The organism is Streptomyces mesophilus, from assembly GCF_011044995.1.
Taxonomy (GTDB): domain Bacteria; phylum Actinomycetota; class Actinomycetes; order Streptomycetales; family Streptomycetaceae; genus Streptomyces; species Streptomyces mesophilus.
Genome location: NZ_JAAKZW010000033.1, coordinates 29,657 through 46,542 on the forward strand (window position 1 = coordinate 29,657; position 16,886 = coordinate 46,542).

Genomic DNA, 16,886 nt, shown 5'->3' on the forward strand with positions numbered 1-16,886 from the left:
CAGACCCTTTTGTACCCACCGGAGAACACCACCGATGACCAACCCCGCCGAACGTCTCGTCGATCTGCTCGACCTGGAGCAGATCGAGGTCAACATCTTCCGCGGCGTGAGCCCCGACGAGTCCCTGCAGCGGGTCTTCGGCGGGCAGGTGGCGGGCCAGGCCCTGGTCGCCGCCGGCCGCACCACGGACGGGGACCGTCCGGTGCACTCGCTGCACGCGTACTTCCTGCGCCCGGGCCGTCCCGGGGTGCCGATCGTGTACCAGGTGGAGCGGGTGCGCGACGGGCGCTCCTTCACCACGCGCCGGGTGACCGCCGTCCAGCAGGGCCGCACGATCTTCAACCTCACCGCGTCCTTCCACCAGCCGGAGGAGGGCCCGTTCGAGCACCAGCTGCCGCCGCGCCTGGACGCGCCGGACCCGGAGACGCTGCCGAGCGTCGCCGACGAGATCCGTGAGCATCTGGGTGCGCTGCCCGAGCAGTTGGAGCGGATGGCGCGTCGCCAGCCCTTCGACATCCGGTATGTCGACCGGCTGCGCTGGTCGGCCGACGAGGTCCAGGGAGCCGAGCCGCGCAGCGCGGTGTGGATGCGGGCGGTCGGGCCGCTGGGCGACGATCCGCTGGTGCACACGTGCGCGCTGACGTACGCGAGTGACATGACCCTCCTCGATGCGGTGCGTATTCCGGTCGAGCCGCTGTGGGGGCGGCGCGGTTTCGACATGGCCTCCCTCGACCACGCGATGTGGTTCCACCGCCCGTTCCGTACGGACGAGTGGTTCCTGTACGACCAGGAGTCCCCGATCGCGACGGGCGGCCGCGGCCTTGCCCGCGGCCGGATCTACGACCGCGAGGGCCGGCTGCTCGTATCGGTGGTGCAGGAGGGGCTGTTCCGCACCTGGGCGCCCAAGCCGGGGGCTTGATCGCGACGGTGGAGGGCCCTGTACGGTGCACGTCATGAGCACCGAACAGGGTCCCGCCGACCGCGACCAACAGCTTTCGACCGCCGTCCAGTTGCGTGAGGCGGGGCGCCGTGCGGAGGCGCGCGAGATTCTCGTCGCGCTTGCCGAGCGGTTCCCGCAGGACGTCGAAGTCGCGTACCAGACCGCCTGGGTGCACGACGCGCTCGGGCTCGAGGCCGAGGCCGTGCCGTACTACGTCACGGCCACCTCGACGTCCGGCCTCGCCCCCGAGGAGCGGTCCGGTGCGCTGCTCGGGCTCGGGTCCACGTACCGCGCCCTCGGCCGCTACCCGGAGTCGGTGGCCACGCTGGAGGCGGCCTGTGCGGAGTTCCCCGAGGACACCGCGCTGCGCGCCTTCCTCGCGATGGCGCTCCACAACAGCGGGCGCGGCAAGGAAGGGATGGAGATCCTCCTCACTCTCCTCGCCGCCACCTCCGACGATCCGCAGATCGCCAGGTACCGTCCCGCCTTCGAGGAGTACGCCAAGGATCTCGACGCCACTTTCTGAGCGGCTCGGTCCTGGCACCACTCCTGGAAACGCCCAGCCCTGAGCACGACTCCTCAGACGCCCAGCCCTCAGACGCCCAGCCCTCAGCCCCCCATCCTCACCTCGTCCCTCGCCACAGCGACCGCCAGCGCGAGGAGCACCCGGTATCCGTGGATCTCCTCCGGCACCCCGGCGCACATCATGTGTTCCGCGAGCAGCTCGCCCGGTAACGGCACGGCGCCGGGGCGGACCGAAGCCGGCTCGTGGCGGAGCCGGTTGAGGAGGGCGCGGTCGTGCGGGTCGGCCACCACGTCGGCCACATCGGCCGGGTCGAGGAACGAGGCGGTGACCGCGGCCCGCTCCCAGGGGCCCTGTGCGAGGCCGAGCAGATGCTGGTGCATACGGTCCCGCCAGCTCGCCGGCCGCAGATCCTCGCCGCCGCGCAGCCTGCGGCTCATGGCCTCGGGCGCGCGGCCGACGAGCAGCTCCGGGTGGGCGGCGCCGAACTCCCGTACCTCATCGGCGAAATAGAGCCAGACCACCGAGCGGTAGCGGTTCAGCTGGAATCTGGCGGGGGCGAGCGACCCCGCCCTGGCGATACGCGAGAAGCGGTCCTTGGCGATTCCGAGCAGGTCGGCGGCCTCAGCCGTGCCGGCCAGTCGGACCCGGTTGCTCAGTGTGACGGAAAAGCCTTCGCTCGTCTGCAGCCGGTCCAGCTCTCCCCTGGTGACATGGCGTGGCCCGCCATCCGGCGCGGGGACGGTGGTGACGAGTCCGCGCAGCACCGCGAGCTCGAACTCCCCGCGCGTGAGCAGCAGTTCCCTGGCGGCCAGGTGGCCCGGGAAGGTCTCTTCGTAGAGGGCGGGTTGCGGCGCCGAGGCGGCAACCGGCGGGTAGAGCACGGCAGTTGTGTCGATGACGGTCATGATGGTCTCCCCCGTGAGCGCGAATGGTCTCGTTACTCTCGGTGAAGAAGGTAGCCCGATCGGCGAGCGGCCGTGCGAGCCTGTGGATAACTCTGAAACCCGCAGGTCACACCACGTTCGGGGAAGACCTCAGAGATCTGCCGCAGGGGTCCGGCTCGGCTGTCGGGCCTCCACTCCCAGGTGCTCGCCGACCCGGTTCACGAGCAGGGTCATCTCGTACGCGACCTGGCCGATGTCCGCCTCCGCGGAGCTGAGGACGCACAGACAGCTGCCCTCACCCGCGGCCATCACGTACAGCACGGCATCGTCGAACTCGATCAAGGTCTGACGCACATTGCCGGAGCCGAAGTGCCGCCCTGAGCCCTTGGCCAGGCTGTGCAGTCCGGAGGAGACAGCCGCCAGATGCTCGGCGTCCTCGCGGACCAGTCCGCTGCTCGTCCCGGTGACCAGGCCGTCGTTCGACAGCACCAGTCCGTGCCGCACATGGTCGACCCGCTTGGTCAAGTCGTCCAGCAGCCATCCCAGTCCCGTGCCCTCTGTCATAACGAGCCCCTCCCCCTAGTGCAGTTCGCCGCAAGCCTTCCCCAGAGATGACGCAGCGGCAAGCGATGATGGGGATATGGCACAGAAGATGACCGACGAACAGTGGCGCGCCTTCGTTTCGCAGGGCACGCGCACCGGGAAGCTCTCCACCGTCCGGGCCGACGGCTCGCCGCACATCGCGCCGATCTGGTTCGTGCTCGACGGGGACGACCTGATGTTCAACACCGGCAAGGAGACCGTCAAGGGCCGCAATCTGGCCCGCGACGGGCGGGTGGCGCTGTGTGTGGACGACGACCGGCCGCCGTTCGCGTTCGCCGTGATCCAGGGTGAGGCGCAGATCAGCGAGGAGCTCGACGAGGTGCGGCACTGGGCCACCCGGATCGCCGCGCGGTACATGGGCGAGGACAGGGCCGAGGAGTTCGGCGCCCGTAACGGCGTCCCGGGCGAGCTCCTCGTACGCGTGAAGATCACGAAGGTGCTCGCCCAGGGCGCCGTATCGGACTAGGACCGGTTCGACCAGGACACAGCGCTCACCCCACCGAGTCGAGCAGCCGGGCGGTATGCATCCGCCCGGCGTACTCGACGAGGCGGATCAGGACCTCCTTCCCCGAGTCACGGTCACGGGCGTCGCACAGCACGACCGGTGTGCCCCGGTCGAGGTCGAGGGCGCGGGAGACGTCCTGAGCACCGTAGGAACGCGCCCCCGCGAAGCAGTTCACGGCCACCACGAAGGGGATGCGGCGGTGCTCGAAGTAGTCCACCGCGGGGAAGCAGTCCTCGAGCCGGCGGGTGTCCGCGAGGACGACGGCACCGAGCGCGCCCTGCGAGAGCTCGTCCCACAGGAACCAGAAGCGGTCCTGGCCCGGCGTGCCGAACAGGTAGAGGGAAAGGCCGCTGCGGATGGTGATGCGGCCGAAGTCCATGGCCACGGTCGTGGTCGTCTTCTGGTTGACGGCCCCCAAGTCGTCGACGGACTCGCCGAGTTCGCTGAGCTGTTCCTCGGTGCGCAGCGGACGTATCTCGCTGACGGCACCGACCAGGGTGGTCTTGCCCACCCCGAATCCCCCCGCGACCAGGATCTTCAGCGCCAGCGCGGTGGTATCGGCGCCGGCGCCTTCAGAGTGCTCGGAGGCCATCGATCACTTCTCTCAGGATCTTTTCGTCGGGTAGCTGGGCGGGCGGCACCGGACGGGTCACCCTGACGACGCCCAGTTCGAGCAGGTCGCCCAGGAGGACGCGGACGACACCGACCGGGAGGTCGGCGTCCGCGGCCAGTTCGGCGACCGACTGGGTTTCGGTGCGGCACAGTTCGATCAGTGCGCGGTGTTCCGGGCCGAGCGCGGTGTCGTCGCCGAGCTCGGGCGCCGCGGTGTCCAGGCTGACCAGTGCGATCAGATCGAAGCGCACCCCGCTCGGGCCGGGGCTGGTGCGTCCGCCGGTCATGGCGTACGGGCGGACCAGCGGTCCCGCTTCGGCGTCGTACCACTGGGCCCCGGGTTCGGGTGGCTCGGTGTCGCCCCGTAGTTTCCTCATGGCGACCGCCCCCGCTCAGCCCGCGGCCGGCGGCTGTACGGCGAACCGCGGCGGCGTGTAGAGGTGTTCGCCGACCCGCTTCACCAGACGGGCCATCTCGTACGCGATGAGACCGATGTCCGCGGTGGCGGTGGACATGACGGCGAGGCACGAACCGTCGCCGGCAGCGGCCACGAACAGGAAGCCGTCGTCCATCTCGACCATGGTCTGGCGCACTGAGCCGACTCCGAAGTGCCGGCCCGCTCCCTTGGCCAGGCTGTGGAATCCGGAGGCCACGGCCGCCAGATGTTCGGCGTCCTCGCGGCGCAGGGCGCTCGAAGAGCCCACCGCCAGCCCGTCGTTGGAGAGGACCACGGCATGGCGCACCTCGCCGACGCGCAGGACGAGGTCGTCCAGGAGCCAGTCGAGTTCGCCGGAGCGCGGCGCGGTGCCGGTTCTCGGGTCCTGGATCATGCGTGGTCTCCTTCGCTGTTGCTGCCCGGCGTGCGGCTTTCGCCGGTGGTGCCCGGTGTGAAGTCGGGTGTGCTCTCGGACCTGCGGCCTGCGGAGCGGCCCCCTCCTCCTCTGGTCCAGCCCTCGCGGTAGGCGGTCATCCGGTCCCTCACCTGCTCCGGGGTGCGTTCGTCGGTGCTCTGCGCCTGGGCGGGTGGTTCGGGTGCCTCGGCGGCGGGTTCCTCGCGCAGCTGGGGCGCGAGGCTCGCCTGGCGCACCCGGCGCGGAAGGTCGGCCGTGGTGTCGCCGTTCGGCGACGGTTCGGCCGGTACGGTCTCGCGCTGCGGCGTCCGCTCCTCGCCGTTGCGCGTGTGCAGCCGCAGGGTGGTCACTCCGCGCGGGGCGGGTGCCTCGGGCATGGCCGCGAGGGCGGGCCGCGGGCCGGGCATCGGTCCGGCCGCACCGACCTCGCGCAGGGGTCCGGCGCCCGGCACGCGTGCGTGCTCGGCGGCGGGTTCGATCTCTTCGGATACGGGTCGTTTGCCGCCCTTGGGCAGGGAGTCCTGCAGCAGCGCGGTGGGCAGCAGGATGACGGCGGTGGTGCCTCCGTACGGCGAGGTCCGCAGATGCACCTTGATGCCGTGGCGGGCCGCGAGGCGGCTCACCACGAACAGGCCGAGCCGGTCGCTGTCGAACAGGTCGAGTGCTTCGGACTGTTCGATCCTGCGGTTGGCCTCGGCGAGGCGCTCCTTGCCCATGCCGAGTCCGCGGTCCTCGACTTCGAGCGCGTAGCCGTTGCCGACGGGCTCGCCGTTGACCCGCACCTTGGTGTGCGGGGGGCTGAACGAGGCGGCGTTCTCGACGAGTTCGGCGAGCAGATGGGTGAGGTCGGCGACCGCGGCGCCGACGACGGCGCTCTCGGGCAGCTGCCGCACCTCGACGCGCGCGTAGTCCTCGACTTCGGACACCGCGGCCCGTACGACGTTGGTGAGCGAGACCGGCATGCGCCAGGCACGCCCGGGGGCGGCTCCGGAGAGGATGATCAGGCTCTCCGCGTGGCGCCGCATGCGGGTGGTGAGGTGGTCGAGCCGGAACAGGTCGCTCAGCTCGTTGGGGTCCTCGGCCCGTCGTTCCATGGAGTCGAGCAGGTTGAGCTGGCGGTGGACCAGGACCTGGCTGCGGCGGGCGAGGTTCACGAAGACGCCCGAGATGCCGCTGGCGAGTTCGGCGCGCTCGATGGCCGCGCTGAGTGCGGCGCGGTGCACGGTGCCGAGGGATTCGGAGACCTGTCCGATCTCGTCCTCGGCGGGCGGCCCCGGCGGTGCCTCGGCGTGGATGTCGATCTCTTCGCCGGCCCTCAACCGGCGCATGGCGCTGGGGAGTTTACGGCGGGCGATCTCCAGGGCCGTGTTGCGCAGACTGACCAGCTCGACGACCAGGGCACGGCCGATCCGTACCGAAATCACCAACGAGGCCGATACGGCGAGGAGTCCGAGCAGCACCGCGGCGCCGGCAGGAGTAAGGATTCCTCGGGCGAACGGGTCGGCGCGGTCGGCGGCGCGCTGTCCGGCGTCGGTCTCGATCCCGCGGAGCTCGTCCTGGACCTCCGCGTGGGCCTTGTCCCAGACGCCCGCGTCGATGGCGTCGGCCGCCTTGCGGCCGGGGGCCGCGGCCAGGACCTTGTCCTCGACCGCGAGCACGTCCGCGTAGGCGCTGCTCTTCTCCAGCTCGCGCCAGGCGGAACGTTCCTCGCCGCGCAGATCCTGGACGGTGGACCCGAGGAGGGTACGGCGCGTCTCGACGGAGCCGATGAAGCTCTGCAGACGCCCGCCTTCGAGGGTCTTGGCCAGTTGGGCGGTGGAGAGCAGCGCGTCTTCGCGGGCGAGCATCTCGCCGGCCCGGGAGAACTCGAGGACCACGCGTGCGTCGGATCCGACTTCGGCATCCTGGACGCCGGTCAGCGCACCGCCGACGGTGAACGCCTTCCCGATGGTCTCCGTGTACGTGTCGTACGCCTCGTCCCAACCCGTGCGCCGGTCAAGGATGTTGGTGCGCAGACCGGCGAGCTCGTCCGCGCCGTCCACGAAGACGCCGAGCCGCTCGGCGACGCCCGAGGGGAAGTCCGCGCCGTCGGCGACGGTGTGGTCCTTGCCGAGGCGGAGCTTGTCCAGCGCCTTGTCCGTCTGCTCGGCCTGACTGCGGAGTTCGTCCGCCCGCGAGGTGTCCGGGCGGGCCGCGTAGGCGACGGCGGCGGCGCGCTCGTCCTGGAGCTCGGCGACGGCGGCGGCCACGGGGGTACGGACCTGCTCGTCGACGCGCTGCAGCTGGCTGAGCCGGCTGACGTCCTGGGCCGTGGTCACGGTGGCGTACGCCCACAGGGCGATCAGCGAGACGACCGGGACCATGAGGAGGCAGACGATCTTCGCTCTGACCCGCCGTGGTCGCAGCTGCCAGATGGGGCCGCGCTCGGGCGGCTCGGGTATGTCGGCCTGTGCCGTGGGGCCTTGGTCAGGCTGTTCGTCGGCGGGCGGTCCCGCGTGGGCGCGGCGGCCGCGCGCCGGGGGCGCGGTCGTCCCGTCGGTGCCGGTACGGGCCGGGGAGCCTGGGGTGTTGCGGGATGTACGCATGGCCTCCTCGCTCTGGATCAGGGGCGGTGCGGTGCAGCCGGGCCGGTCGGCGGGCGACCCGGCCGCACCGCTAGGGAAGGGCGCTCTCCAGCGGCCGCTGGGCCGAGGCGGAGGCCTCGCGCTCGGTGGCGGTCGGGGAGAGCGCGACAAAGGCTGAGGTGAGGAACAGATAGGAGCCGAGGCCAACGGCCAGGGGGAAGATGAACTGCATGGTCGTGGCCCCGGACAGTTCGGCGGTTCCGGGCGTGACGTCGACGCTGACGGCCATCATGCCGGTGTAGTGCATGCTCGTGACCGCGGCTCCCATCACCAGGGAGGCGACGGCCACGGCGACGGGCGCCTTGATGTTGAGCGCCGCCCACAGGGCGGCCGTCGCGGCGGCCACCGCGATGAGGACGGAGAGGCCGACCATGGCGGGGTCGTAGTGCACCTCGCCGTGCAGCCGGAGTGCGGCCATGCCGAGGTAGTGCATGCTCGCCACCCCGACTCCCGTGGTCAGGCCGCCGAGGAAGAGCGCTCGGCCCTTGTTCTTGCTGTAGCCGACGGCGAAGACACCCACCCCGACGACGGCCATGGCGACGACGAGGCTGACGACGGTCAGCGGCACGTTGTAGCGGATCTCCGTGCCGGTGACGCTGAAGCCGAACATCGCCACGAAGTGCATCGTCCAGATGCCGGTGCCGATCGCGGAGGCGCCGGTGATGAGCCAGTTGCGCCGCGACCTTCCGGTGGCCGTGAGGGCGCGCACGGTGCAGCGCAGTCCGAGTGCGGCGCCGATGCAGGCCATCACATACGACAGTGCGGGTGTAAGCCAGCCGAAGGCGGCGTGGTCCAGGTGTCCCATGCCTCCGGGACGCTAGTCGTGGAGGAGGCGTGAAGAGGGGGCGCACTTCGAAAGGTGGCTGAATATGACAGAGAGATGTGCAAGAACGATCGTGACGCGCTCGAACATGCGCACCGCACGGACGTACGGAAGCTGAATCCGTTCCGTGCGGAAGTTCGAGCGGTTCGGGCCATCCCGCCCCCGGGTGAGGGATCATGGACCGTATGAGCAACGAGCCCAGGGACGTACAGGAGTTCTTCGCCGCCCGCGCGGCCGACTGGGACTCCCGCTTTCCCGACGACGGTCCCGCGTACGCACAAGGGGTCGCCGCGATCGGGCTGCGGCACGGGGACAAGGTCCTCGACGCGGGCTGCGGCACCGGACGAGCCCTTCCCGTACTGCGCGCGGCGGTCGGGCCCGAGGGCACCGTGCTCGGCGCCGACCTGACCCCCGCCATGCTGCGGGAGGCGCTGCGGGCCGGACGGGACGCGGACGGCGGGCTGCTGCTCGCCGATGTCGCACGGCTTCCGCTGCGCGACGGCGCACTGGACGCGGTGTTCGGCGCGGGCCTGATCTCGCATCTGCCCGAACCTGCCGTGAATCTGCGCGAGTTGGCCCGGGTGGTACGTCCCGGTGGCCGCCTCGCGCTCTTCCACCCCATCGGCCGCAGGGCCCTCGCCGCACGTCACGGCCGCCAGGTCACCCCCGACGACCTGCGGGCCGAGCCCAACCTGCGGCCGCTGCTCGCCGGTTCGGGTTGGCGGATGATCTCGTACGTGGACGAGGACGTACAGTTTCTCGCTCTGGCCGTACGAGAGGTCTGAGCAACTGCTTCTGGATACGGCACACTTGGAAGATCGGCCCGCGGAACCGACCTGAAGCGGGGCCGAGCCGTACAGGGGGAAGGTGATCGCTGATGTCGGAGCGTCATCCGGTGCTGCGCAGAATCGGCAGGCTGTTCCAGCCGGACGGCCGTGAGCCGGGCGAGACGGAGCCGCCGTCCACCACGGGCGTGCCGCGGCAGGCGGCCGGCTCGGAACACCGGACGCACAACATCTTCGAGGCGGCGGCCGCCTATGTGACCGCGTCCATCGACGACGACCAGGAACAGCAGGACGAAGCGGCCGGCTGGGTCCAGCCCGAGGCTCTGTATTTCGGCATCAACGAGCTCGCCTGCCGCGCCGTGATCGCACTGGCCCGCGAGCGCGACGAGTCGCCCCGCGACGTGGCCCGTACCCTGCTCGGTCTGCCGGCCGTCTGACCTGCCCGCTCCCTCCACGTCGGCGCGTCCGCGCACGTCCGGGCGGTTCAACGCGCACGTCCGTGCGGTTCAAGGTCGCCCAGACCTCGACTAGTCGGTTACCGACTGGTTAGGGTGCGCCGACGAAGTTTGCGAAAGGGGAGGGCACTGCCATGGCCGGGAGCGACGCGGACGTCGCCGTCGACGACGACGCGCTGTATGTGCTGACCGCGGTGCTGCTGACACCCGCGAAGTTCCCGAGCGTGCTCGGTGACGACTACCCGGAGGCCTGTGCGGCGCTGGGCCTTGTGCCGATCGTCGACGGGTACGGCCTCGTGCTCGGACAGGACTCGACGGGTGCCCGCTGGACCGTGGTGACCGACGATGTGTCCCTGGTGGCGGTCGCCATCGCCTCCTGGGACTGCGGCATGGAGTACGAACTGTCGCCGGACGACAGCACGGTGGTCAGCGCGCTGCCCGGCTGGCCGCTCGCGGTGGCCGTGGCGGCGCCCGGCATCCCCGCGCCGCACGACCCGGAGCCCGACCCCGACGATCCGTACGGCCTGGTCCTCTCGCCGCCGGACACCACCACCTGGGGGCCGGCTCAACGGCGGCTCGGCGCGGATGAGATCGCGCTGCAGTGGGCGAGATGGCGGGCGCAGATCGATGACGACGCGTTCGCGGTGGGCGGGGAGGGGACCGAGTCGGAGGTGGGTTCCGACTCGACCGCCGAGCGCGGGACTGCCGAGGGGTCGGAGAGACCGGAGGCGTCTAAGGACGTCGAAGGCAGCGGGGCGGCGGAGACCGAGGGGGCGGTGTCCGATGCCGGCGCCGACGCTGCCGCCGACACCGACGCCGACTCTGAGGGCGCTGCGGACGCCGACGGGACGGATGCCCCGAACGACCGGGCCGACAGCACAAACGATTCCGCGGACGACGCGGAGACCACTGAAGAGACCGCTGCTTCGGACACCGCGGACAGCCAGGCCGCCGACGACAACGCGGCTCCGGACGCGGCTGACACGGCTGACACGCCGGACCGAGCCAACGCACCCGAGGGCACCACCGGCCGGCCCGATACGGCCCCCGAGGGCACCGCCGACCAGCCCGGCACGGCCCCCGAGGGCACCGCCGACCAGCCCGATCCCGCCGAACCCGGACCTGAGACCGCCGCCGCCGGCAGTGCCATCCGCCGTGTCCTCGCCGAGGTGCGTGCCTACATCGACACTCCCCCGCCGCTCGGCCGTGTGCGCTCCGCCTTCGCCACGGGCGAGGCGCGGACCCTGCGGGCCGACGGCCCCGGCTGGTCGATGGTGGCCCGTACCGACGACATCGCCTTCGTCCTGCTCGACGAGGAGCCCGGCGAGGTGCTGCCGGTGGGCCGGGGGCCCGAACTCCCGGGGCTGCTCGAGGCCTTGGACAAGATGGCGGTACGCCCGTCCTGAGCCGCCACCTCAGCGGTCAGACGCCCCCGAGCCCCTCACACACGGCCGAGGGCGCGGACCTCGACAGCCCGCGCCCCGTATCCGTATCGAGAAAGCAGCGCTCAGCGCCCCAGCTCCTTGCGTGACACCCGCCGCAGCCGGCGCCGCTGTGATTCGTCGAGGGTCAGATAAGCCGCCGTCGGCACCCCGAGGATGATCAGCAGCGCTGCCCACCAGGGCAGCCAGATCATCAGGATGATCCCGGCCGCCACACCACCCGCGGCGATTTTCGCGTTCCTGGACATCAGTGTCGCCTCCTTCGCGGCTGCAGCCGCTCTCTGCAAGGAAGAACGGGCCCGCCGCCGCCCTGGTTCCAGTCTGGACCCTGACGCGACCCTGAGGTCCGTCCCGGAGAAGTCCCCTACTCGACGCGCAAGGGCTCACCGACCTCCCGCAGATGCCCCAGTGCCTGGCGGTACGAGTCGACGGCGCCGGTCTCCGCGTACGGGATGCCCAGGTCGCGGCAGTGGGCGCGCACCAGGGGCTGGGCCAGGCGCAGGTTCGGACGCGGCATGTTGGGGAACAGGTGGTGCTCGATCTGGTAATTGAGGCCGCCGAGCAGCCAGTCCGTGACGGGGCCGCCGCGGATATTGCGCGAGGTGAGCACCTGGCGGTGCAGATGGCCCCAGCGTTCGGTGGTGCTGTCGGGCATCGGCATGCCCTTGTGGTTGGGCGCGAAGGCCAGGCCCAGGTGCAGACCGAAGAACGCCTGGTGCAGGAAGGCGAACAGGAGCGCCTTGCCGGGCGTCAGGACGGTCAGGAGCAGGGTCGCGTACGCGACGAGGTGGACGAGCAGGAGCAGACCCTCCACGGTGCGTTCGCGCGGGGACTGGCGGCGCAGGTCCTTGATGCCCTGGATCTTGAGGTTGATGCCTTCGAGCAGGCACAGCGGGAAGAACAGCCACGCCTGGTGGCGGGTGAGCCAGGCCTTGAACCCGGTGCGGCCCGCGACATGCTCGCCGGAGAAGACCAGGACGTCGGGTGCCACGTCCGGGTCCTTGTCGACATGGTTGGGATTGGCGTGGTGGCGGTTGTGCTTGTCGTTCCACCAGGCGGCGCTGGTGCCGACGAGCAGGTTGGCGTGGATCAGGCCGAGCACGCGGTTGACCTGGCGCTTGTCGGCGATCTGGGCATGACCCGCGTCGTGGCCGATGAACGAGGTGCGCGCCGAGAACAGGGCGAGGGGCAGCGCGAGCAGCAGCGTCCACCAGGAGTTGCCGACGAGCACCATGGCGGTGACCACGGAGGCGAGCGCCAGGGTGTTGACGGCGATGCTGCGGGCGTACCAGCCGGTGCGGCGCTCCAGGAGACCCTGCCCTTTGACGGTGCGCAGGAGTGGCGCGAACTCACTGCCGCGGGGTGCGGCGGCGAGGCGCTCTCGTACGGGTGCGGCGGTCGTCATGGGAGGTCTCCGGTCTCTTCTACGATCGGTCTGACCTGCTTAAACGTAGGTTTTGGCTACCCGTGGCGACCATGGCGCCACCACCCGTGTACGCAGGGGTGGTGGCCTCCGGCGGACCTGGGGCCACCACCAGCCCCAGGTGGACTCAGCGTCACCTCGGGCATCGATTGTGAGGGGCGTCACGCCTCCGAGCCTCTGATACGGGCCGGGCTTCAGGTACCCTCGGCCGCTCGGTCTCTAGTCAAACTTGAGGAATCAGCCATCGCTGTGCACAGGCTCGTCCCGCTCACCGCTGCCGAACTGCTTCAACTCACCCGTTGCGCCGTGGTGTTCCTGCCCGCCACACCTGCCCGCACCAGCCGGTTCGCGTTCTGGAGCGAGGACGGCGACGCCCCCGACGGCGCGGCCGACGAGCTGACCGTCGCGCTGCCCGGCGACGAGGGTGGCACGGAGCGGGTCCAGGTCCCCGCACGCGTCCTGACCGTACGCGAGGCGCTGCCCGCCCTGGCCCGTGCGCGCGTCGAGGACGCGGCGCATCCCGCGGCGGCGTTCTGGGGCGCGGCCACGCTGTTCGCGCTCCAACTGACCGCCCGGGGCTTGCTGTTGCCCGGTCTCACGGCGCAGGACGAGGACGCCTGGCGGGCCGGACCCTTGACGGCCGAGGACCTGGAGCTGGTGCGCGAGCTGGCCGCCGCGATGCCGCCGGGGGCCCATGCCGCGCCGCTGCCGTCGGACGATGGACTCCTGCTGCCCGAGCCGGAGTTGCTCGTACGGCAGTTCCTGGACGCCGTGGCCGACACTCTGCCGCGCTCCCCCGCCGCCCACCTGGCCGCGGGCCGGCCGGCCTATGCCGTGGACGAGCCGCAGCAGCTGCCGGAGCAGCGCGACTGGGCGGCGGATGTGGCCGCGGGCCATGACGCCGGGGTGCGCCTGTCCCTGCGGATCGAGGTGCCAGGGCTTCAGGAAATCGAGGTTCCCGGGCTCCAGGAGACCGAGGTGCCCGGGCTCCATGACGGCGCCGCCCGCTTCCGTGCCGTACTGCAGATGCACAGCGCCGCCAACCCGACCGCCGTCGCGGACGCCGCCGACGTCTGGGCCTCATCGGGCGCCGCCGCGGGGGCGTTCGGGCCGCGCAGCCGGCTGGACGCACTGCTCGCGCTGCGCCGGGCGGCCCGCGCCTGGGCGCCGTTGACCCCGCTCCTGACGGCCGCCGTACCCGACGCCGTCGAGCTCGCCGACGAGGAGATCGCCGAGCTGCTCGGTGAGGCCTCGCGCACCCTCGCCGGCGCCGGTGTCGAGGTGCACTGGCCGCGCGAGCTCGCCCGCAAGCTGACCGCGCGTGCCGTGGTCGGACCGCCGGATGACGGGCAGTCCACCGACGGCGCCCCGTCGATGCTCGCGCCCGACGCGCTGCTCGCGTTCAACTGGCGCTTCGCGCTGGGCGACCAGGAGCTGACCCGCGCCGAGCTCGACGCGCTCGCCGAAGCACACCGGCCGCTGATCCGGCTGCGCGACCAATGGGTCCTGATCGACCCGGAGGAAGCCCGCCGCGCCCGCGCCCACGAGGACCGCAAGGTCACCCCGGTCGATGCCCTCGGCGCGGTGCTCACCGGGTCCACCGAGGTCGACGGGCGCCGTGTCGAGGTGACCGCGAGCGGCTGGCTGGCCGCCCTGCGCGACCGTCTGGCCGACCCCGATGCCACCACCGATGTGGCTCAACCGGCCGCGCTCACCGCGACGTTGCGCGACTACCAGCTGCGCGGACTCGGCTGGCTCGCGACGATGACCGAGCTCGGGCTCGGCGGCTGTCTCGCCGACGACATGGGTCTCGGCAAGACCATCACCCTCATCTCGCTGCATCTGCACCGGCAGCAGACGGAAGGGACGCGCGGCCCGACGCTGGTCGTCTGCCCGACCTCCCTGATGGGCAACTGGCAGCGCGAGATCGAGAAGTTCGCGCCCGGCACACCCGTACGGCGCTTCCACGGCCAGGCCCGCAGTCTCGACGAGCTGGCCGAGGGCGAGTTCGTGCTCACCACGTACGGGACGATGCGCCTGGACTCCGCAACGCTCGCGGCCCGCACCTGGGGCATGGTCGTGGCCGACGAGGCCCAGCATGTGAAGAACCCGTACTCCGCCACCGCCAAGCAACTGCGCACCCTGCCCGCGCAGGCGCGGGTCGCGCTCACCGGCACGCCGGTCGAGAACAATCTGTCCGAGCTGTGGGCCATCCTCGACTGGACGACCCCGGGCCTGCTCGGCCGGCTCGGCACCTTCCGCAGCCGCTATGCGCAGGCCGTGGAGAGCGGACAGGACCCGGCGGCGGCCGAACGGCTCGCCAAACTGGTCCGCCCCTTCCTGCTCCGCCGCCGCAAGTCCGATCCAGGCATCGCGCCCGAACTGCCGCCCAAGACCGAGACGGACCGCGCCGTTTCGCTCACCACCGAGCAGACCGGCCTCTACGAGGCCGTGGTGCGCGAGACCCTCGCCGCCATCTCGGAGGCGGACGGGATGGAACGCCGCGGCATGATCGTCAAGCTGCTCACCGGGCTCAAGCAGATCTGCAACCACCCGGCGCAGTACCTCAAGGAGGAACGGCCCACGATCACCGGGCGTTCCGGGAAGCTCGAACTCCTCGACGAGCTGCTCGACACGATCCTCGCCGAGGACGCGAGCGTCCTGGTCTTCACGCAGTACGTGCAGATGGCCCGCCTGATCGAAAAGCATCTGGCGGTACGGGGTGTGCGCACCCAGTTCCTGCACGGCGGGACGCCCGTGGCCGAGCGCGAGGCCATGGTGGGCCGGTTCCAGGACGGTGAAGTCCCGGTGTTCCTGCTGTCGTTGAAGGCGGCGGGCACCGGTCTGAACCTGACGCGCGCCGAGCATGTCGTGCACTACGACCGCTGGTGGAACCCGGCGGTCGAGGCCCAGGCCACCGACCGCGCGTACCGGATCGGCCAGACCCGTCCCGTACAGGTGCACCGCCTGATCGCCGAAGGCACCATCGAGGACCGGATCGCCGCACTCCTGGAACGCAAGCAGGATCTCGCCGACTCCGTGCTCGGCTCCGGCGAGGCAGCCCTGACCGAACTCACCGATGCCGAACTGGCCGAGCTGGTCCAGCTGCGAGGAGATGCCCGATGAGCACCAGTGACGAGCGCACCTTCGAGGCTCTCCCGCCGGCCCACGGACGCGGCTTCGCCGTGACCTGGTGGGGACAGGCCTGGCTCAAGGCCCTGGAGGACACCGCCCTGGACAACCAGCAGACCAAGGCGGGCCGCAGGCTCGCCCGGGCCGGTGCGGTCGGTGCGGTGTCCGTGCGGCCGGGCAGGATCACCGCGGTGGTTCAGGACAAGAGCCGGGCGGCCTTCCGGTCCGACGTCCTCCTTCAGCAGCTTTCCGAGGAGGCGTGGGACCGTTTCCTCGACATGGCGGTGGAGAGCTCCGGGCACATCGCGGCGCTGCTCGACCGCGAGATGCCGCCGCTCCTGGTCGAGGACGCGGCCGCCGCCGGAATCGAACTGCTCCCGGGCATCGGTGACTTGGAACCCGAGTGCACCTGCGAGGCCTGGGACCACTGCGGTCACACGGCCGCGCTCAGCTATCAGATGGCGCGGCTGCTCGACCAGGACCCGTTCGTCCTGCTCCTGATGCGCGGCCGTGGCGAGCGCGCGCTGCTGGACGAGCTGCAGGCGCGCAGCGTCGCGCAGGCCTCGGCGGCTCCTCAGGAGAGCGACGTGCCGGTGCCCGCGCAGGGTGTTCGGGCCGAGGAGGCGTACGCGATGGGGGCGATCCTGCCGCCGCTGCCCGCACTCCCGGACCTGCCCGAGGCGCCGGGGCAGCCGCCCGCGCTCGACACCGAGACGGCGCCCGCGCCCGGACTCGACGTCCTGTCCGTGGAGTTCCTGGCGCGCAGCGCCACGGTTCGGGCCCACCAGGTGCTCACCGCGGCGCTGTCCGGCCGCCCCTTCCCCACGCCGCTGGAGGAGAGCCAGGACGCGGTACGTCTGGCCATCGGCGCACCCGCCCAGGTCCGCGCACGCCTCGCCGAAGGCACCGGGCGAAGCCGCGACGCTCTCGAACTGGCCGTACAGGCCTGGGAGTTCGGCGGCGAGGCGGCACTCGATGTCCTGGAGAACGAGTGGACGCCGGACGCGGACGAGGCGGTGCGCGCCCGGGCCGCGCTCGACGCGGCCTGGGAGGAGGACGAACGCCCGCGGCTCAAGGCCTCCCGCAACCGCTGGTCCCTCGCCGACGCCCCGGCGCAACTGCGCTACGGACGCGACGGCCGCTGGTGGCCGTATCGCAAGGAGCACGGCCGCTGGGCTCCGGCCGGTCCGGCGGCGCAGGATCCGGCGGCAGCGTGGGCTGCTCTGGTGGGCGGCGAGCAGATCGCGTAGGGGCATGCATGGGGAGTGGCGGGCGGTGGGT

At 71.5% G+C, this 16,886-nt stretch carries 17 protein-coding genes; 8 read left to right on the top strand and 9 right to left on the bottom strand.

Annotated elements, in window-relative coordinates; genetic code table 11:
- Positions 1 to 34 precede the first annotated feature (34 nt).
- Positions 35 to 919, top strand: coding sequence for an acyl-CoA thioesterase (locus G6045_RS11875; protein ID WP_165331854.1), 885 nt, complete (start codon positions 35 to 37; stop codon positions 917 to 919).
- Between the two features lie 34 nt (positions 920 to 953).
- Positions 954 to 1,466, top strand: coding sequence for a tetratricopeptide repeat protein (locus tag G6045_RS11880; RefSeq protein ID WP_165331855.1), 513 nt, complete (start codon positions 954 to 956; stop codon positions 1,464 to 1,466).
- An 83-nt stretch (positions 1,467 to 1,549) separates the two neighbouring features.
- Here the strand turns inward: G6045_RS11880 and G6045_RS11885 are convergent, their stop codons facing one another.
- Positions 1,550 to 2,371 carry a DUF6397 family protein gene (locus tag G6045_RS11885; RefSeq protein WP_165331856.1) on the bottom strand — a complete coding sequence of 274 codons (822 nt, stop codon included), beginning with the start codon at positions 2,369 to 2,371 and terminating at the stop codon, positions 1,550 to 1,552.
- Between the two features lie 129 nt (positions 2,372 to 2,500).
- Positions 2,501 to 2,914 carry a roadblock/LC7 domain-containing protein gene (locus G6045_RS11890; RefSeq protein ID WP_165331857.1) on the bottom strand — a complete coding sequence of 138 codons (414 nt, stop codon included), beginning with the start codon at positions 2,912 to 2,914 and terminating at the stop codon, positions 2,501 to 2,503.
- Positions 2,915 to 2,990: 76 nt separating this feature from the next.
- Between G6045_RS11890 and G6045_RS11895 the strand changes: the two genes are divergently transcribed.
- On the top strand, positions 2,991 to 3,419 hold the full coding sequence (locus G6045_RS11895; protein WP_165331858.1) for a PPOX class F420-dependent oxidoreductase: 429 nt from the start codon (positions 2,991 to 2,993) through the stop codon (positions 3,417 to 3,419).
- Between the two features lie 25 nt (positions 3,420 to 3,444).
- Here G6045_RS11895 and G6045_RS11900 read toward each other — a convergent pair whose 3' ends face one another.
- The 5 genes from G6045_RS11900 to G6045_RS11920 form a co-directional block, all read right to left on the bottom strand.
- Complete coding sequence (locus tag G6045_RS11900; protein ID WP_165331859.1) at positions 3,445 to 4,050, bottom strand: GTP-binding protein; 606 nt, start codon at positions 4,048 to 4,050, stop codon at positions 3,445 to 3,447.
- The gene (locus tag G6045_RS11905; protein WP_165331860.1) at positions 4,031 to 4,447 is read right to left on the bottom strand and encodes a DUF742 domain-containing protein; all 417 of its coding nucleotides are present in this window, start codon (positions 4,445 to 4,447) and stop codon (positions 4,031 to 4,033) included. The genes G6045_RS11900 and G6045_RS11905 overlap by 20 nt, the downstream gene beginning before the upstream one ends.
- 15 nt (positions 4,448 to 4,462) lie before the next feature.
- Complete coding sequence (locus G6045_RS11910; RefSeq protein ID WP_165331861.1) at positions 4,463 to 4,900, bottom strand: roadblock/LC7 domain-containing protein; 438 nt, start codon at positions 4,898 to 4,900, stop codon at positions 4,463 to 4,465.
- Positions 4,897 to 7,506: a sensor histidine kinase gene (locus G6045_RS11915; RefSeq protein ID WP_165331862.1), complete on the bottom strand. Its 2,610-nt coding sequence runs from the start codon at positions 7,504 to 7,506 to the stop codon at positions 4,897 to 4,899. Before G6045_RS11915 ends, G6045_RS11910 begins: the two co-directional genes overlap by 4 nt.
- Positions 7,507 to 7,576: 70 nt before the next feature.
- Positions 7,577 to 8,350, bottom strand: a complete 774-nt coding sequence (locus G6045_RS11920) for an MHYT domain-containing protein (RefSeq protein WP_165331863.1) — start codon at positions 8,348 to 8,350, stop codon at positions 7,577 to 7,579.
- 203 nt (positions 8,351 to 8,553) lie between these two features.
- Between G6045_RS11920 and G6045_RS11925 the strand changes: the two genes are divergently transcribed.
- The 3 genes from G6045_RS11925 (at position 8,554) to G6045_RS41405 (ending at position 11,014) form a co-directional block, all read left to right on the top strand.
- Positions 8,554 to 9,153 (top strand): class I SAM-dependent methyltransferase, encoded by a 600-nt coding sequence (locus tag G6045_RS11925; RefSeq protein WP_165331864.1) that lies wholly within the window; start codon positions 8,554 to 8,556, stop codon positions 9,151 to 9,153.
- Positions 9,154 to 9,245: 92 nt separating this feature from the next.
- Complete coding sequence (locus tag G6045_RS11930) at positions 9,246 to 9,590, top strand: hypothetical protein (RefSeq protein ID WP_165331865.1); 345 nt, start codon at positions 9,246 to 9,248, stop codon at positions 9,588 to 9,590.
- Between the two features lie 152 nt (positions 9,591 to 9,742).
- Positions 9,743 to 11,014 (top strand): prolipoprotein diacylglyceryl transferase, encoded by a 1,272-nt coding sequence (locus G6045_RS41405; protein WP_235967820.1) that lies wholly within the window; start codon positions 9,743 to 9,745, stop codon positions 11,012 to 11,014.
- A 101-nt stretch (positions 11,015 to 11,115) separates the two neighbouring features.
- Here G6045_RS41405 and G6045_RS11945 read toward each other — a convergent pair whose 3' ends face one another.
- The gene (locus G6045_RS11945) at positions 11,116 to 11,298 is read right to left on the bottom strand and encodes a hypothetical protein (protein ID WP_165331866.1); all 183 of its coding nucleotides are present in this window, start codon (positions 11,296 to 11,298) and stop codon (positions 11,116 to 11,118) included.
- Between the two features lie 116 nt (positions 11,299 to 11,414).
- Positions 11,415 to 12,455, bottom strand: coding sequence for a fatty acid desaturase family protein (locus G6045_RS11950; RefSeq protein WP_165331867.1), 1,041 nt, complete (start codon positions 12,453 to 12,455; stop codon positions 11,415 to 11,417).
- A gap of 267 nt (positions 12,456 to 12,722) precedes the next feature.
- Here G6045_RS11950 and G6045_RS11955 point away from each other — a divergent pair, with 267 nt between their 5' ends.
- Together G6045_RS11955 and G6045_RS11960 are read left to right on the top strand one after the other, a co-directional pair.
- Positions 12,723 to 15,599 carry a DEAD/DEAH box helicase gene (locus G6045_RS11955; RefSeq protein ID WP_328707735.1) on the top strand — a complete coding sequence of 959 codons (2,877 nt, stop codon included), beginning with the start codon at positions 12,723 to 12,725 and terminating at the stop codon, positions 15,597 to 15,599.
- On the top strand, positions 15,596 to 16,855 hold the full coding sequence (locus G6045_RS11960; protein WP_165331868.1) for an SWIM zinc finger family protein: 1,260 nt from the start codon (positions 15,596 to 15,598) through the stop codon (positions 16,853 to 16,855). Before G6045_RS11955 ends, G6045_RS11960 begins: the two co-directional genes overlap by 4 nt.
- Positions 16,856 to 16,886 lie beyond the last annotated feature (31 nt).

What these genes read in the sequence shown, in the direction of transcription:
- G6045_RS11875 (WP_165331854.1), top strand. Translation starts at nt 35, where the DNA reads ATGACCAACCCCGCCGAACGTCTCGTCGATCTGCTCGACCTGGAGCAG.
- G6045_RS11880 (WP_165331855.1), top strand. Translation starts at nt 954, where the DNA reads ATGAGCACCGAACAGGGTCCCGCCGACCGCGACCAACAGCTTTCGACC.
- G6045_RS11885 (WP_165331856.1), bottom strand. Translation starts at nt 2,371, where the DNA reads ATGACCGTCATCGACACAACTGCCGTGCTCTACCCGCCGGTTGCCGCC.
- G6045_RS11890 (WP_165331857.1), bottom strand. Translation starts at nt 2,914, where the DNA reads ATGACAGAGGGCACGGGACTGGGATGGCTGCTGGACGACTTGACCAAG.
- G6045_RS11895 (WP_165331858.1), top strand. Translation starts at nt 2,991, where the DNA reads ATGGCACAGAAGATGACCGACGAACAGTGGCGCGCCTTCGTTTCGCAG.
- G6045_RS11900 (WP_165331859.1), bottom strand. Translation starts at nt 4,050, where the DNA reads ATGGCCTCCGAGCACTCTGAAGGCGCCGGCGCCGATACCACCGCGCTG.
- G6045_RS11905 (WP_165331860.1), bottom strand. Translation starts at nt 4,447, where the DNA reads ATGAGGAAACTACGGGGCGACACCGAGCCACCCGAACCCGGGGCCCAG.
- G6045_RS11910 (WP_165331861.1), bottom strand. Translation starts at nt 4,900, where the DNA reads ATGATCCAGGACCCGAGAACCGGCACCGCGCCGCGCTCCGGCGAACTC.
- G6045_RS11915 (WP_165331862.1), bottom strand. Translation starts at nt 7,506, where the DNA reads ATGCGTACATCCCGCAACACCCCAGGCTCCCCGGCCCGTACCGGCACC.
- G6045_RS11920 (WP_165331863.1), bottom strand. Translation starts at nt 8,350, where the DNA reads ATGGGACACCTGGACCACGCCGCCTTCGGCTGGCTTACACCCGCACTG.
- G6045_RS11925 (WP_165331864.1), top strand. Translation starts at nt 8,554, where the DNA reads ATGAGCAACGAGCCCAGGGACGTACAGGAGTTCTTCGCCGCCCGCGCG.
- G6045_RS11930 (WP_165331865.1), top strand. Translation starts at nt 9,246, where the DNA reads ATGTCGGAGCGTCATCCGGTGCTGCGCAGAATCGGCAGGCTGTTCCAG.
- G6045_RS41405 (WP_235967820.1), top strand. Translation starts at nt 9,743, where the DNA reads ATGGCCGGGAGCGACGCGGACGTCGCCGTCGACGACGACGCGCTGTAT.
- G6045_RS11945 (WP_165331866.1), bottom strand. Translation starts at nt 11,298, where the DNA reads ATGTCCAGGAACGCGAAAATCGCCGCGGGTGGTGTGGCGGCCGGGATC.
- G6045_RS11950 (WP_165331867.1), bottom strand. Translation starts at nt 12,455, where the DNA reads ATGACGACCGCCGCACCCGTACGAGAGCGCCTCGCCGCCGCACCCCGC.
- G6045_RS11960 (WP_165331868.1), top strand. Translation starts at nt 15,596, where the DNA reads ATGAGCACCAGTGACGAGCGCACCTTCGAGGCTCTCCCGCCGGCCCAC.